This window comes from Halobaculum marinum (genome assembly GCF_029338555.1).
GTDB lineage: Archaea > Halobacteriota > Halobacteria > Halobacteriales > Haloferacaceae > Halobaculum > Halobaculum marinum.
The window spans coordinates 359,326-373,373 of the sequence record NZ_CP119989.1 but is presented as its reverse complement, the minus strand read 5'-3'; the positions used below and the strand labels follow the sequence as shown (position 1 = coordinate 373,373).

Here is a 14,048-nt window from a genome sequence, read left to right as displayed (position 1 = left end):
TGTCTCCGGCAATGGGTATCCAGGAATCGTATCCGCTCGACGTCGACGCCGTCCGGGAGGACTTCCCCATCCTCGACCGGAAGGTCGGCGGCGACGTCACCGTCCCCGGCGAGAGCGAGGGCGACACGAAACCGCTCGTGTACCTCGACAACGCGGCGACGAGCCACACGCCCGACCAGGTGGTCGACACCATCGTGGACTACTACCACTCGTACAACTCCAACGTCCACCGCGGCATCCACCAACTGAGTCAGGAGGCCAGCACCGCGTACGAACACGCCCACGACCGCGTCGCCGAGTTCATCGGCGCGAACGGGCGCGAGGAGGTCGTGTTCACGAAGAACACCACCGAGGCGGAGAACCTCGTCGCGTACGCGTGGGGGCTCAACGAACTCGGCCCCGAGGACAACGTCGTCCTCACCGAGATGGAGCACCACGCCTCGCTGGTCACGTGGCAACAGATCGGCAAGAAGACCGGCGCGGACGTGCGCTTCATCCGCGTCGACGAGGACGGGCGCCTCGACATGGACCACGCCCGCGAGTTGGTCGACGACGACACCGCGATGGCGAACGTCGTCCACGTCTCCAACACGCTCGGCACGGTGAACCCGGTGGCCGAACTCGCCGACCTCGTCCACGACCACGGCGGCCTCGTGTTCGTCGACGGCGCGCAGTCGGTGCCGCACATGCCCGTCGACGTGCAGACCATCGACGCCGACTTCTTCGCGTTCTCGGGCCACAAGATGTGCGGCCCGACGGGCATCGGCGTGCTGTACGGGAAGGAGCACCTCCTCGAAGAGATGGAGCCGTACCTGTACGGCGGGGAGATGATCCGGAAGGTCACGTTCGAGGACTCCCAGTGGGAGGACCTCCCGTGGAAGTTCGAGGCCGGCACGCCCGTCATCGAGCAGGGCATCGCGCTCCACGCCGCCATCGACTACCTCGAGGACCTCGGGATGGAGAACGTCCACGCCCACGAGCAACTGCTCGCGGAGTACGCCTACGACGAACTCACCGCGTACGACGACGTGGACATCTACGGCCCGCCGGGCGACGACCGCGCCGGCCTGGTCGCGTTCAACGTCGACGGCGTCCACGCGCACGACCTCTCCAGCATCCTCAACGACCACGGCGTCGCCGTCCGCGCCGGCGACCACTGCACCCAGCCGCTCCACGACAAACTCGGGGTGCCGGCCAGCGCCCGCGCGTCCTTCTATATCTACAACACGCGCGAGGAGATCGACAAACTCGTTGAGGCCGTGGACGACGCGCGGCAACTGTTCGCCTGAGCCGCACGTCGCCACGGAGCACGACTCCCCGGAACCCTTAACGGACTCTCTCACCAATTCCCGACAACAATGGGCATTGGCGGCGGCTCCGACATGTATCGCCAGCAGATTCTCGACCACTACAAGAACCCGCGCAACTACGGCGAACTCGACGACGCCACGTTCTCCCACACCGGCGAGAACCCCTCCTGTGGCGACACGATCCGGGTCGACGTGCGGCTGGACGACGACGGCGAGACCATCGACTACGTCGCGTTCTCGGGCGACGGCTGCGCCATCTCGCAGGCGTCGGCGTCGATGCTCTCGGAGCGTCTGCAGGGGAAGACGCTCGACGAACTGGAGGCGATGGACACCGACGACGTGACCGAGATGCTCGGCGTCGACATCTCGCCGATGCGGATCAAGTGCGCCGTGCTCGCCCGGCAGGTCGCCCAGGACGGCGCGAAGCTGTACGAGGGCGAACTCGACGACCTCGACGTGACGAAGACCGAGGACTGAGCGACCGACGCGGTCGCTACGGCACCCGCCCGAACAGGTCGCGGTTCGCCGCGACGTACCCCAACTCCCCCCGCGCCAACTGCGCCCTCCGCGTCGCTTCCCAGTCGGTGAGCAACTGCTCCGCCACCGCGCCCGACTCGCGAACCGACGCGACGACGGTGTCGAGGATGGTCCGCAGGAACGTCGCCTCGGCGGCGGGATAGCCGCCGGTCCCGTCGCCCTCGACCACCCAGTCCGAGCGCGCGTCGACCGTCGGCGCCGCGCCCGCCTCGGTGAACCGGTCGGCGAGGAGCGTCGCCGCCCGGCCGCGGTTGCGCATCGTCCCGTGAAACGCGTCGACAACGGCGGCGTCCGCCGGGTGGGCGGGCGTGAACTCGGTCTCGCCGTCGAACGTCAGCGGCAGGTGGTACCAGCCGTCCGGCGCGGCCGTCCGCAGGAGGTCGAGCACGGCCCCGGGCGCGAGGAGGTCGGCGAACGAGCGCGCGACGACGCCGTCGAACGTCGACTCGGCGGCCACGGTCCGGACGTCAGCGACGCGGAAGCGGACCCGAAGTCGCCCTCCGTCCGGCGATCTGATACTCGTCGCCGACCCCTCCGTTTCGACTCCGTAGCCGGCGGCGCGCGCGGCGTCGTGGAGTCGGTCGCGGCCGGTGCGCAGCGACCGCTCGTCGGTGTCGACGGCGACCCACTCGCCAGTCGGGAGCGTCACGGCGGCGAGGAGTCGTCGGAGCAGCCCGCACGTGCCGGCACCGGCTTCCAGCACGCGGACGGCGTCGGAGTGACTGTCGGCGTCGTCGGCGGTGGCATCGGCGTCGGCGTCTCCAGCCACGCCGAGCGCCTCGCGGAACGCGGCGTCGCCGGCGGCGCTGTGGGCGCGGTCGTCGACGGTGGCCGCAGCCTCCAGGTACGCCACGTCGTCACCCTCCATCGGGCACCTCCGGGTCGGCGACGACGCTCGCGAGGAACGAGCGGACCCCCGCGACGGTGTCGCTCCACTCGGGGTGGGCGTCGAATCGGTCGAGCGCGGCACGGCCCATCGCGGCCAGTCGTTCGCGGTCGGTCGCGAGCGTGGTCAGCGCCTCCCGGACGCCGCCCACGTCGCCCGGGTCGACCAGGAAGCCGTCTACGCCGTCCGTGACGACCGCGTCGGCGCCGCCGGCCGCGGTGGCGACCGCTGGGAGGCCGAACCCCATCCCCTCCAGGTACGCCATCCCGAACCCTTCGTACGTCGAGGGGAGCGCGAGGACGTGGGAGCGCCGGAGCACGTCGGCGAGGTGGTCGCCGGGAACCTTCCCGTGGAACGTCACCCGGTCGTCGACACCGAGGCCGTCAACGAGGTCGCGGACCGCCGTCGCGTGTGCCGCGTCGGGTTCGGGGCCGACGACGGCGAGGTGCCAGTCGACCGCGGGGTCGACCCCCGCGAGGGCCCGCACCAGCGTCGGGTGGCCCTTCCGGGGGACGAGCGATCCAAGCGCGACGACACGGAGCGGCGACTCCCGGGCGCGCCGCGCCACGTCGTCGCGAGTCACGTCGGGGGCGAACTGGTCGGCCGGGGGAGCCGCGAGGTGGGTCGGGAGGCCGTCGCCGACCAGGTCGCGAACGTCGCGTTCGGTCGCGGCGCTGACGCAGACCGCCGCCGAACACCCGCGGAGGAACGTCCGTTCGAGCCGTCGGGCGACGGGTGCGAACCGACCGCCCTCGGCACACCGGAGGTGGTGGACGAGCGCGACGACGGGCGTGCCGCCACGCCGGAGCCTGCGGACCAGTCCCGCGGTCCCGGGATGTGCGAGTTCGTCCACGACGACCACGTCTGCCTCGCGCAGTCCTTGGGGGACGCCCGTCGCGAGTCCGAGCGTGTCGACGACGCCGAGCGGGTAGCGGCGCCACGGGACGGAGAACACCCGGACCGTCGCGCCCGCGGCCCGCAGACCGGCGACGAGGCGTCGGTCGTACTGGAAGCCGCCCGAGGTGGTCGACGGGTCGCCCGGGAGGACTACCGCCACGGCGAGTCCGTCGGTCGCCTCAGCCATCCCGGCCGTCCGAGTCGGTCGCGGCGGCGACCGGCGCCTCGTACCCGGCGGCGGCCTCGTCGTCTTCCCACACGGTGACGCGGAGGGTGTCAGCCGGGCCGTCCGCCGCGGCGGGAGCGATCCGTTCGTGGAGCACGCGGGCGAACCGCTCGACGCTGGGGTTGTAGCCGTCGAACTCCGCCAGTTCGTTCAGCGTGGCGTCGCGGTAGCGCGCCTCGGCGTCGTCGAGGGCGGCGCGCACGTCGTCGATGTCGACGAGGTAGTTGTACTCGTTCAGCGACGGGCCAGCGAAGGTTGCCTCGACGGCGAAGACGTGCGAGTGGAGGTCGCCCTCCGGACCGGGGTCGGGGACCGTGAGGTAGTGCTGTGCGACGAACTGTCGGGTGACGGTCGTGCGGTAGGTCATGCGTGGGTGACGCGCCGGCCACGCGACGCGCCGCGGTCGAGGGCAGCGACGGTCGCCGCGTCGGTCGATCTGTTGAGAACACACAGCGACTCAGTCACCCTAAACGTGTCGTGACCGAGGCGACCGACGCGGCGCCGACCGCGCGACACCCGCCTCACCCTACGAACTCCTCGACGACCGGCGGGAGGCGGCGCCGGACGAGCGCGTACACGACGCCGAGCGCGACGCAGGTCACGGCCACCGCCGGCAGTGGTGCCGGGTAGAACGCGACGACCGGCACGGCCAACACCGCGGTCGCGACGGCGTCCTCCGGGGCGCCGTCGTACCGGATAACGTACCGCGGCCCGATCCAGCGCCCGCGGAAGTGGTCGTACACGGCCTCCGCGGAGGTGCGCTCCCACGGGCGGACCTCGTCGCCGGCCCCCAGCGCGTCCGTGCCGGCGTGGAGTGCGAACGAGGCGCTCAGCGTCGCGAGCGACACCGTGGCGACCGTCGGGAACGCCGCGGCGACCGCGCCTGCGGGGAGCGCGAGCGCCCACCCCAGCACCGGGAAGTGGAGCGTCCGCCGGTGGCGTCCGACGAACAGGTCGATATCGGGGAGGAGCCCACCGACCATCCCCGCCAGCGCCGCGGGAACGGCCAGTTCGGGGGCAAGCACGACGACGGGGGCCGCCACCGCCGCGCCGACGAGCGCGTGGGTGAACGCCATCACGGCCGGCTCACGACTCCTGGCGGAACAGGACGACGAGGACGACGATCAGCACCACCTGCACGACTTTGTCTGCGATCCCGATCGCGCCGAAGTCGGGGGCGTTCGCCACGTACCACAGCGGGATCTGGCCGGCGGTGAACGGGATTCCGAGCGCGTAGAACAGTCGCCGTCGGTAGTCGAGCAACACCGCCGCGACGCCGCCGAAGAACCCTACGGCGGCGATCAGGAACGCGATGGCGGGCCCCGTCTCCGACATGAACGCGTACGCGAGCCACAGGTGGACCACGCCCGTGATCGTCGCCAGCGCGACGCCGAGCCAGTGGATGCTGGTCATCGACTCCGTGTGGATCGTCAGTCCCCTCGACGCGGTTTCGGTGCTCATGCTCCGCTAGACGACCGGAAACGTGTTAAAAACTCTCACACCTTCCGTCGGAATCGACCGCAGGCGTCGGGTGGAGCCTGCCACCCGGACGGCTCGCGTCGACTGCGGCGTTACTCGGGCTTCAGGCCGCCGTCCTGCACGCGCATGACCGCCTCGCCGTCGGCGAGGTTCGGCGCGTCCACGAGGCGGACGATCCGCTTGTCGCCCTTCGACTTTCGGAGGTAGATGCGGAACGTCGACTTGTGGCCGAGGATGTGGCCACCGATCGGCTGGGTCGGGTCGCCGAAGTACGAGTCGGGGTTGGCCGCGACCTGGTTGGTCACGAGCACGGCGACGTTGTACAGGTTGCCGACCTTGTCGAGTTCGTGGAGGTGCTTGTTGAGCTTCTGCTGGCGCTCGGCCAACTCGCCGCGGCCGACGTACTCCGCGCGGAAGTGGGCGGTGAGCGAGTCGACACACAGCAGGCGGATCGGCCAGTCGGTGTCCTCGTGCTCGCTGGCGAGTTCGTTCGCCTTCTCGGCCAGGAGGATCTGGTGGTTGGCGTTGAACGCCTTCGCGACGTGGATGTGGTCGAGGAAGTCGCCGACCAGTTCCTGCATCGCCTCGTCGTCGTCGGGCGAGCCCTCGATCTCACGGCGCTCGAACTCGTCTTCGAGGATCTCGTCGTCGAGGCCGCGGACCATGTCGTCGATCCGCTCGGGGCGGAACGTGTCCTCGGAGTCGACGAAGATGCAGCCGCCGTCGAGCCCGCCGTTCTCGTGGGTCAACTGGACGTTGACGGCCATCTGGTGGGTCACCTGCGACTTACCGGACCCGAACTCGCCGTACACCTCGGTGATCGACTGCGTCTCCAGCCCGCCGTCGAGCAGGTCGTCGACCTCGTCGATCTGCCAGGAGAGCTTGCCGATCTCCTCGCGTCGCTCCAGCACCGCCGCGCCCGTCTCGAAGCCGCCCACGTCGGCGGCCTCGCGGGCGCCGTTGATCACGTCCGCGGCGGTCGACTCGCCGATGTCGGCGGTGTTGCCGAGGTCGCCCGGGCTGGCGACTGCGAGGCTCTGGTAGCTCTTGAAGCCCGCCTCGACGAGCTTGTCCGCGGTCGCGGGGCCGACTCCGGGAAGCGCCTGCAGATCGTCTTCTGGCATCGTACCCGGTTCTTACTCCGCTCACCACATAAACCCTCGTTAACAGTAGGGTGGAAGTGAAATCGAGGTACGTGAGCGGGTCGATCACCACGGGTGTCCGAGCGTTCACCCCGGATCGGTCGGATCGAACGGAGCGGCGGGCGCGGGCGGACGGAGGGCACACGGCGCTGCCGCTCGTGGACGGATCGATCTGGCGTCGAACACAGGTGGTGGGGAGCGTCTCGGGGGCGGGTGGTCAGGAGGTCGCGACCGTCGCGGGCGCTACGCGGTCGTGGTCGCCGTCGCGTCGACGGTGTGCGACGCGGTCAGCCCCAGGGGTGGCCGTTCGGCGTGTCGGGCCACAGCGGGTACCAGTACTCCTTCTCGGTCTCGACCCCGAGTTCGCCGTCGAGCATCGACTCCAGTTTGAACTCGATCTTGTTGTCGCGCTCGTCGGTGCTCTTGGGCGCGAACGGGTAGTACGCGCCCCGGCGGAACGAGTAGATCCAGTAGGCGCGCTCGCCGCTGTCGCGTTCGAAGCCGAAGACTGCGGCGAGCAGGCGCGACCCGTACCCGCGCTCAATGAACTCGTCGGCGGCGAAGTGGACGGAGGTGACCAGGTCCTCCGGGTCGTCGTCGCCGAGCACGACCCACTGGTAGCCGTAGTCGTCGGCGTGACGGCGGAACGTCGTGCCCGTCTCCTCCTCCCCGGCGTCGAGAATCGTCTCCACCGCGTCGACGGTCTCGGCGAAGTCGGTCGAGTCGACCGACGAGAAGCACAAGGCGGCCTCGCCGACGGAGGCGAACCCCAGGTCCGCCTCCATGGTGACGTAGGCGGTGCTCATCCCGAACAGGTCCTCGGGGTCGGCGTCGCTCACGGCGTCGGTCTCCGCGCGCACGCCCAGCACGGACCGGAGTGTGTCGAGAATCCCCATCGTCGTTGCCAGATCGACGGCGGGGGACGTGTTGAAGTCGTCGCCTCCCGCGGGTCTCGAAGGTGGGTCGGCGTCGCGACTGCGGGCGCCTCAGTTCCCCTGGATCGCGTCGATCACCATCGCCGCGGCGACGACGGGCTCTTTCGGCACGTCGCTCGCGTCGTCGACGGTGATCTCGTAGGTGTCGGCCAGCGAGAACTGCCCCTCGATCGAGCCGACGTGGTCGCCGTCTGCGTCGGTGATCTCGTACTTGTGGGGGATCCACGCGCCGAACGGGAGGACGTTGCGCGCGACGGTGACCGCCGCGCCGCGGGAGTCGATCTGCGCCAGTCGCGCCCCCGTCTCGGCGTCGCGGACCGTCCACGTGTCTTGGAGTATCGAGTAGTCGTTGTCGAGGATCACCAGTTCTTCGTCCGTCTGCGAGTCCGTGAGGACGTAGTTGCCGGCGACGTCGAGCATCCCGGCGGCCTTCACCCGGAACACCGGGTCGCCGTCGGCGTCGACGAACGGGAACTCCTCTTTCAGCTTCAGCATCTTCTGTTTCCCCCGGAGGACGACGTTGCCGGCGGCGTCCTCGGCGCGGTACTTGTTGCGGACGAGGCTCTGGACGACCGTGTAGCGGTCGTCGCTGAGGTCGATCCCGGCGATGTCGTAGGTGCGCTCGCTCACGGACGCTGGTGCTCCGGGATCGTATTTCAACCCTCGGACGGGGACCGGGGGCGCGTCGGGGACGGGGCGGTGTCGGGTTCGTCAGGCCGACTCGAGTTCGCGCTCCAGCGCGCGGAGGCGCTCGACGCGCTTCTCCGTGCTCGGGTGGGTGGAGAACAGCTTCCCGACGAAGCCGGACTTGATCGGGATGACGAAGAACGCGTTCATCTCGGCGGTGTCGCGCAGGTCCTCTTTCGGGACGCGGTCCATGCCGCTGTCGATGGTGATCAGTGCCGACGCGAGCGCGCCGGGTTTGCCGGAGATGGCCGCACCGCCGCGGTCGGCCGCGAACTCGCGGTAGCGCGACAGCATGCGGATGAGCAGGAACGAGACCACCCACACGACCAGCGACACGAGGATGGCGACGAGCACGGGTGCCTGGTTGCCGCCGCGGCTGTCGCCGCCGCCGCCGAACAGCCAGCCCCAGCGCACGATGATGAACGCCAGCGTCGACAGGAACGACGCGATGGTCATCACCATCACGTCGCGGTTCTTGATGTGCGCGAGCTCGTGGGCGAGCACGCCCTCCAACTCCTCGTCGTCGAGGGTGCGCAGGAGGCCGGTCGTCACGCAGACGGCGGACTTCTTCTGCGAGCGCCCGGTCGCGAACGCGTTCGGGACCCGCGAGTCAGCGACGGCGACCTTCGGCTTCGGCAGGTCGGCCTGTTGAGACAGCCGGGTGATCGTGCGGTGCAGGTCGGGGTACTCCTGTTCGGACACCTCCTTGGCGCCCATCGAGTAGAGGGCGAGCCTGTCGCTGAAGAAGAACTGCGCGAACAGGAACGGCACCATGAAGATGAGCATCCCACCGTAGCCCAACCGGAGGACGACGGCGCCGAACACGATGTAGAGGGCGAACAGGAGGAACCCGGTCAGCACCATGCGACCGCGGAGTCCCCAGTCCGTCTTCCATTCCATACCCCCTACTACCGGATGCACGGCTTAAACGCTGTCGTGGGGATCGGAGCCGATCCCCGCCGACCGTCACTGCGACTGATAATCGGATCCGACCGATTATGACCTGTCGCGTGGCCGAACGATTAGCATGGCCGACCGCGCACAGGCTGACCTCGTCGGTGTGATCGCCGCGACGGCGGTCGTCTTGGTGGTGACGACGACAGTCGGACTCGCGGTCGTCGAGTCGGTCGCCCCCTCTGACCGAGAGTTGACCCCTCTCGGCGAGTACGACTTCGAGCGGGACGGCGCGAGCCTCGTCGTCGTCCATCGCGGCGGCGACGCGCTCCCGGTGGAGACGATCCGCTTCGTCGTCGACGGCGACTCCATACCCGGAGACGACGCCCCCGACGACGGGGCGCTCGCGGACGGCCGGTTCGACCCCGGCGAGCGCGTGACTGTCCCGGGAGCGCTGGCGAACCGGACCGGCGGCGTCCGCGTGCTGGTCGTCCACGTCCCCACCGGCGGCGTCGTCGACGACGGCCGGATCGTCCTCCCGGCGGCGACGCCGACCGCAACACCGACCGCGACGCCCACGGCGACGCCGACAGCCACACCGACCGCGACGCCCACAGCCACACCGACACCACCGCCTGCCGACCCACCCGTCGTCGAGGAGTTCGACGCCGAGGGCGACGGGGAGGGGATCGACGTCGAGGTGGAGTCCGACGCCGCGTTGGCGACGCTCGACGTCCGCGTCCGCGACACAGACGGCGCCGTCGTGGCTCGCCTCGACCGGGACGACTTCGCGGTCTCGGCCGACGAGTACGGTGCGGCGGTCGCCGCGGAACCCGGCGACTACACCGTCGAGTTCGTCCGCGCCGCCGACGCAGACGGGACGTCGGCAGTCGGCGCGACCGACGAGACGCTCGCCGACCAGCACGTCACGGTCGCGGACGCCGACGACTGGTGGGACTGGTGGGGCGACTGGGACGACGGCTGGTGGGATTGGTGGGACTGGTGGGACGATTGGGTGTGGGGCGGAGACGACGACGGAGGCGATGGAGACGGTGGAGACGGCGGCGACGGCGGTGACGACGGAGGCGGCGGTGGCTGGTGGGACGACTGGGTGTGGTGGGGCTGAGGAAGCGGTGCGTCTGTCGCCGAACGAACGGACTATACACCGAGGGGCGCGAGTAGCGGTGTGGTCGAGGCACTCCTGCTGGTCGGACTGTTGGTCGCGGTGTTCGTCGGGTTCAACATCGGCGGCTCGTCGACCGGCGTCTCGTTCGGGCCGGCGGTGGGGAGCGGCACGCTCTCGAAGACCGCGGCGGCGGCGCTCATGTCGCTGTTCGCGCTCGCGGGCGGGTGGACGGTCGGCCGGGAGGTCATCAACACGATGGGCGGGGAGATCGTCCCCGCCGCGCAGTTCACGCTGACCGCCAGCGTCGCCGTCCTCTTCTTCGTGGGGCTGGCGCTGCTCGTCTCCAACACCTTCGGCGTCCCTGCCTCCACGTCCATGACCGCCGTCGGCGCCATCGCGGGTCTCGGGGCGGCGACGGGGACGCTCGACTCGGAGGTGATGCTCCGCATCGTCGGCTGGTGGCTCGTCGCGCCCGTCGTCGCGTTCTGGATCTGTGCGGTCATCGGTCGCTACCTCTACCCGTATCTCGACGCCGCCTTCGCCATCGACCGCTCACCCGGTGCCGTCGTCGAACTCGACGGCCTCCGCCCTCGGATCACCGACGGGACGACCCCCAAGGAACTGGTCGGCACGCTTCTCGTGCTCGTGATCGCCTGCTACATGGCGTTCTCGGCGGGCGCGTCCAACGCCGCCAACGCGGTCGCGCCGCTGGTCGGCAACGGCTCGGTGACCGCGAGTCAGGGCGTGTTGCTCGCTGGCGGCGCCATCGCGCTCGGGGCGTTCACCATCGCCCGACGGACGCTCGACACCGTCGGCAACGACCTCACGGACCTGCCGCTGCTGGCGGCGCTGATCGTCGAGGTGGTGTCCGCGAGCATGATCACGTTCCTCTCTGCGATCGGGATTCCCGCCTCGCTAGCGGTGTCGGCGACGATGTCAATCGTCGGCCTCGGGTGGGGGCGCGCCACCCGGACGACGACCATCGGCGACGCCGTCGGCGGCGCCATCGGCGCCGGAGCAGACGGGGGCGAGCGCGAGCGGCCGGAGGTGTCGGTGAACGCGCTCACCGCCGAGCGCTCCTCGCCCGACGAGGTGCCCCGCGTCGGCGAGGAGGAGGAAGACGACCTCCTCGCGGAGGACCTGTTCGACCCCGGGACGACTGGCCGCGTCGTCTTCTTCTGGATCCTCACGCCGTCGCTGTCGTTCGCCGCTTCCTACGCGCTGTTCGCGTTCGCACCGCTGTAGCCGCCGGCGACGCCGACCCCGACTCGGCCGGAGACGACCGGGCTGCCCCCGCTCGTGGATCGGAGATCGGTGGTTTTGGCGGGCCTAAACGCCAGCGGGCGGCGATATACCTCGTGAGATAGCAACAACTAATGGCCCGGCGGTCGAATCGCGGGACGAAATGCCCACGGTCGAATACCTCAACTACGAAGTGCTGGACGACAACGGCTGGGACCTCGACGACGACGACCTCTTCGCCAACGCCGCGGATGCGGGGCTGGACGCGGAGGACTACGGTTCCCTCGAAGTGAACGAGGGCGAGTACATCCTCGAGGCCGCCGAGGCTCAGGGCTACGACTGGCCCTTCTCGTGCCGCGCCGGCGCCTGCGCGAACTGCGCGGCGATCCTGAAGGAGGGTGAAATCGAGATGGACATGCAGCAGATCCTCTCCGACGAGGAGGTCGAGGACAAGAACGTCCGTCTGACCTGCATCGGGTCGCCCCAGGCCGACGAGATCAAGATCGTCTACAACGCGAAGCACCTGGACTACCTCCAGAACCGCGTCATCTGAACGCGGCTTCGCCGCACCTTCTCTCGTTTATTCGCCCCGCCAGCCGCGGCTGTCGCGATGTGCTCGCCCCCGGGTCGTCGAGGGCAACGACTAACTCCTCGGCGGCGCCCGACCCGGTATGCGCGTCTTCGGCATCGCGACCGCGGCCGACCTCCTCCGCTTGCTGCTGCTCCCTGGCTTCGCGTGGGCCGCCTACCGCGACATCCGCACCCGTCGCGTCTCCAGTTCCCTGTGGTACCCACTACTCGCGATCGGTGCCCTCGCGTTCGCCATCGACGCCGCGGCGGCGTTCCCGTTCGACGACTACGCCGGGCGGCTGTTCCTCGTGCGGGCGGGCTTCTCGCTCCTGTTTCTGATCCCGTTCTCCTTCCTCGCCTACCGGATGGCCGCCTTCGGCGGCGCCGACATGAAGGCGCTCGTCGTGCTCGCGGTCGCGTTCCCGACCACCCCGCAGTACGTCGTCCCCCTGTGGATTCTCCCGGACGTGACGTGGCTCCACACGGTCGGATTCCCCGCCCACCCGTCCGCGCTCGGGGTCGCGGCGATGTCGGCGCTGACGAACGCGGTGCTGTTCGGCGCCGGCTACATCGCCCTGCTGTTCGCCTCCAACGTCGTCGCCGGTCGCCTCTCGCCGGCGATGTTCGTCGGGCGGTGGACCGCCGTGGACGACCTCCCCGAGGTGCACGGCCAGATAATCCGTGTCGACGGACTCCGCCCGGTTCGCGGCCTCGACCTCGACGCCCTGCGGATGTACCTCCGGTGGCGTGGTACGACGCTCGCGGCCGTGCGCGCGGCCCCCGACGCCCACCGCGACCCGGCGTCCGTCGGTGAGACGCACCCGCCGACCGACGGCGCGGTCCACGACGGTCCCCGGACGGACGGCGGGACCGGGGACGTCGGCCCGACCGACGACACCGGCGGCTTCGAGTTCCCCGACGCCGCGGACGACGCGGTCGCGACCGAACCCGAGTCGGTGACCGCCGGCGACGCGTCGGAACCCGCGGGTGCGGAGGACCCGTGGGCGGCCGAGCGCTTCCTCGGCGACATCGAGGGGAGCGCCTACGGCACCTCTCCCGAGCGTCTGCGCGAGGGGTTGGAGCGCGTCACCAGCGAGGACGCGCTGTGGGTGTCGCCGGGCCTCCCGTTCCTCGTCCCCCTGTTCGGCGGCCTCCTGCTCGCGTTGACGTACGGCGACGCGCTGACGGTCGTCCTCGGGGCGCTCGGGCTGGTCTGACGCGGGGTTACCGATCGACCGACCGAACTATCGTCGTCCGGTCGACACTCGCCGGTGTGACCCCTCCATCGTTCGCCCGTGGATCGACCTCGCGGCGGCTCCTCGCCGCGACACTCGCCGCGGTTGCCGCGGTCGCGACGTACTCGTTCGCTCACGCACCGGCGCTCGCGCTCGGCAACGCGGTCGTCTGGGGCGTCGTCGTCGCCGTGCCGCTGACGGATGGCCCGCTGTGGGCGTCCGACGGGAGCGTCCCGAATCGCTGGACGGTGATCCCGGCGGTGCTCGGCTCCGTCGTCGCGCAGGCTGCCGTGTCGTTCGCGGCTGGACTCGGAGTCGACGGTGCAGTCGTCGCAGCACTCGTCGCGTTCGTGGTGGGCGTCCTCGTCGCGGGCGCGGTCGTGGGCGCCGAGGTGGCGCGCCTGGCGGCAGCGGACGAGTCGACGGCGTGACCGCGACGCCGCGGTACGCACAAGACCTATCCGCGACAGCCCCGACCTCCCGACAATGAGCGATTCGCACGCAGACGCCGCGGGCGACGGCGTCGACGTGGACTTCGGCGACGACGGACTCGTGCCCGCGGTCGCACAGGACGCCGACTCGGGCGAGGTGTTGATGCTCGCGTACGTGAACCGGGAGGCACTCGACCGGACTCGCGAGACGGGGCGGGCGCACTACTACTCTCGCTCGCGCGAGGAACTGTGGGAGAAAGGCGCCACCAGCGGCCACACGCAGGCCGTCGACGAGGTGCGCGTCGACTGCGACGCCGACGCCCTCCTGTACCTCGTTGACCAGACCGGTGGCGCCTGCCACACCGGCCACCGCTCGTGTTTCCACCGCACCGTCGACGGCGACGAGGTGGGCGAGCGGGTGTTCGACCCCGACGCAGTCTACGAGTAACCG

The 14,048-nt window shown here is 70.2% G+C and carries 17 protein-coding genes; 8 read left to right on the top strand and 9 right to left on the bottom strand.

The window, feature by feature from the left end; translation table 11 throughout:
* Positions 1-17 precede the first annotated feature (17 nt).
* Together P0R32_RS02025 and sufU are read left to right on the top strand one after the other, a co-directional pair.
* Entirely contained in the window at positions 18-1,289 is a 1,272-nt protein-coding gene (locus tag P0R32_RS02025; protein ID WP_276239445.1) for an aminotransferase class V-fold PLP-dependent enzyme, read from the top strand.
* A 75-nt stretch (positions 1,290-1,364) separates the two neighbouring features.
* Positions 1,365-1,787: a Fe-S cluster assembly sulfur transfer protein SufU gene (gene sufU / locus P0R32_RS02020; protein ID WP_276239444.1), complete on the top strand. Its 423-nt coding sequence runs from the start codon at positions 1,365-1,367 to the stop codon at positions 1,785-1,787.
* A 16-nt stretch (positions 1,788-1,803) separates the two neighbouring features.
* Here sufU and P0R32_RS02015 read toward each other — a convergent pair whose 3' ends face one another.
* The 9 genes from P0R32_RS02015 to htpX form a co-directional block, all read right to left on the bottom strand.
* The gene (locus tag P0R32_RS02015; protein ID WP_276238258.1) at positions 1,804-2,715 is read right to left on the bottom strand and encodes a class I SAM-dependent methyltransferase; all 912 of its coding nucleotides are present in this window, start codon (positions 2,713-2,715) and stop codon (positions 1,804-1,806) included.
* Positions 2,705-3,817: a glycosyltransferase family 4 protein gene (locus tag P0R32_RS02010; protein WP_276238257.1), complete on the bottom strand. Its 1,113-nt coding sequence runs from the start codon at positions 3,815-3,817 to the stop codon at positions 2,705-2,707. The genes P0R32_RS02015 and P0R32_RS02010 overlap by 11 nt, the downstream gene beginning before the upstream one ends.
* Positions 3,810-4,223, bottom strand: coding sequence for a 6-pyruvoyl trahydropterin synthase family protein (locus P0R32_RS02005; RefSeq protein WP_276238256.1), 414 nt, complete (start codon positions 4,221-4,223; stop codon positions 3,810-3,812). Before P0R32_RS02005 ends, P0R32_RS02010 begins: the two co-directional genes overlap by 8 nt.
* 154 nt (positions 4,224-4,377) lie before the next feature.
* Positions 4,378-4,932 (bottom strand): metal-dependent hydrolase, encoded by a 555-nt coding sequence (locus tag P0R32_RS02000; RefSeq protein ID WP_276238255.1) that lies wholly within the window; start codon positions 4,930-4,932, stop codon positions 4,378-4,380.
* Between the two features lie 10 nt (positions 4,933-4,942).
* The gene (locus P0R32_RS01995; protein ID WP_276238254.1) at positions 4,943-5,317 is read right to left on the bottom strand and encodes a DUF7475 family protein; all 375 of its coding nucleotides are present in this window, start codon (positions 5,315-5,317) and stop codon (positions 4,943-4,945) included.
* 110 nt (positions 5,318-5,427) lie between these two features.
* Positions 5,428-6,459: a DNA repair and recombination protein RadA gene (gene radA / locus P0R32_RS01990; protein ID WP_276238253.1), complete on the bottom strand. Its 1,032-nt coding sequence runs from the start codon at positions 6,457-6,459 to the stop codon at positions 5,428-5,430.
* 305 nt (positions 6,460-6,764) lie between these two features.
* On the bottom strand, positions 6,765-7,373 hold the full coding sequence (pspAB, locus tag P0R32_RS01985) for a PspA-associated protein PspAB (protein WP_276238252.1): 609 nt from the start codon (positions 7,371-7,373) through the stop codon (positions 6,765-6,767).
* Between the two features lie 90 nt (positions 7,374-7,463).
* Positions 7,464-8,042 (bottom strand): LURP-one-related/scramblase family protein, encoded by a 579-nt coding sequence (locus P0R32_RS01980; RefSeq protein ID WP_276238251.1) that lies wholly within the window; start codon positions 8,040-8,042, stop codon positions 7,464-7,466.
* Positions 8,043-8,123: 81 nt separating this feature from the next.
* Positions 8,124-8,999: a zinc metalloprotease HtpX gene (htpX, locus tag P0R32_RS01975; RefSeq protein WP_276238250.1), complete on the bottom strand. Its 876-nt coding sequence runs from the start codon at positions 8,997-8,999 to the stop codon at positions 8,124-8,126.
* Between the two features lie 127 nt (positions 9,000-9,126).
* Here htpX and P0R32_RS01970 point away from each other — a divergent pair, with 127 nt between their 5' ends.
* From P0R32_RS01970 to hisI, 6 genes are all read left to right on the top strand, one after another.
* Positions 9,127-10,119 carry a hypothetical protein gene (locus tag P0R32_RS01970; RefSeq protein ID WP_276238249.1) on the top strand — a complete coding sequence of 331 codons (993 nt, stop codon included), beginning with the start codon at positions 9,127-9,129 and terminating at the stop codon, positions 10,117-10,119.
* Positions 10,120-10,179: 60 nt separating this feature from the next.
* Positions 10,180-11,364, top strand: coding sequence for an inorganic phosphate transporter (locus tag P0R32_RS01965; RefSeq protein ID WP_276238248.1), 1,185 nt, complete (start codon positions 10,180-10,182; stop codon positions 11,362-11,364).
* Between the two features lie 160 nt (positions 11,365-11,524).
* Complete coding sequence (gene fer / locus P0R32_RS01960) at positions 11,525-11,914, top strand: ferredoxin Fer (protein WP_276238247.1); 390 nt, start codon at positions 11,525-11,527, stop codon at positions 11,912-11,914.
* A gap of 118 nt (positions 11,915-12,032) precedes the next feature.
* On the top strand, positions 12,033-13,148 hold the full coding sequence (locus P0R32_RS01955; protein ID WP_276238246.1) for an A24 family peptidase: 1,116 nt from the start codon (positions 12,033-12,035) through the stop codon (positions 13,146-13,148).
* Between the two features lie 56 nt (positions 13,149-13,204).
* Positions 13,205-13,597: a hypothetical protein gene (locus P0R32_RS01950; RefSeq protein WP_276238245.1), complete on the top strand. Its 393-nt coding sequence runs from the start codon at positions 13,205-13,207 to the stop codon at positions 13,595-13,597.
* 55 nt (positions 13,598-13,652) lie between these two features.
* The gene (hisI, locus tag P0R32_RS01945; RefSeq protein ID WP_276238244.1) at positions 13,653-14,045 is read left to right on the top strand and encodes a phosphoribosyl-AMP cyclohydrolase; all 393 of its coding nucleotides are present in this window, start codon (positions 13,653-13,655) and stop codon (positions 14,043-14,045) included.
* Positions 14,046-14,048 lie beyond the last annotated feature (3 nt).

Bases quoted from the DNA above. Each gene is read 5' to 3' on its own strand.
- P0R32_RS02015 (WP_276238258.1), bottom strand. From the start codon at position 2,715: ATGGAGGGTGACGACGTGGCGTACCTGGAGGCTGCGGCCACCGTCGAC.
- P0R32_RS02010 (WP_276238257.1), bottom strand. From the start codon at position 3,817: ATGGCTGAGGCGACCGACGGACTCGCCGTGGCGGTAGTCCTCCCGGGC.
- P0R32_RS02005 (WP_276238256.1), bottom strand. From the start codon at position 4,223: ATGACCTACCGCACGACCGTCACCCGACAGTTCGTCGCACAGCACTAC.
- P0R32_RS02000 (WP_276238255.1), bottom strand. From the start codon at position 4,932: ATGGCGTTCACCCACGCGCTCGTCGGCGCGGCGGTGGCGGCCCCCGTC.
- P0R32_RS01995 (WP_276238254.1), bottom strand. From the start codon at position 5,317: ATGAGCACCGAAACCGCGTCGAGGGGACTGACGATCCACACGGAGTCG.
- radA (WP_276238253.1), bottom strand. From the start codon at position 6,459: ATGCCAGAAGACGATCTGCAGGCGCTTCCCGGAGTCGGCCCCGCGACC.
- pspAB (WP_276238252.1), bottom strand. From the start codon at position 7,373: ATGGGGATTCTCGACACACTCCGGTCCGTGCTGGGCGTGCGCGCGGAG.
- htpX (WP_276238250.1), bottom strand. From the start codon at position 8,999: ATGGAATGGAAGACGGACTGGGGACTCCGCGGTCGCATGGTGCTGACC.
- P0R32_RS01970 (WP_276238249.1), top strand. From the start codon at position 9,127: ATGGCCGACCGCGCACAGGCTGACCTCGTCGGTGTGATCGCCGCGACG.
- fer (WP_276238247.1), top strand. From the start codon at position 11,525: ATGCCCACGGTCGAATACCTCAACTACGAAGTGCTGGACGACAACGGC.
- P0R32_RS01955 (WP_276238246.1), top strand. From the start codon at position 12,033: ATGCGCGTCTTCGGCATCGCGACCGCGGCCGACCTCCTCCGCTTGCTG.
- hisI (WP_276238244.1), top strand. From the start codon at position 13,653: ATGAGCGATTCGCACGCAGACGCCGCGGGCGACGGCGTCGACGTGGAC.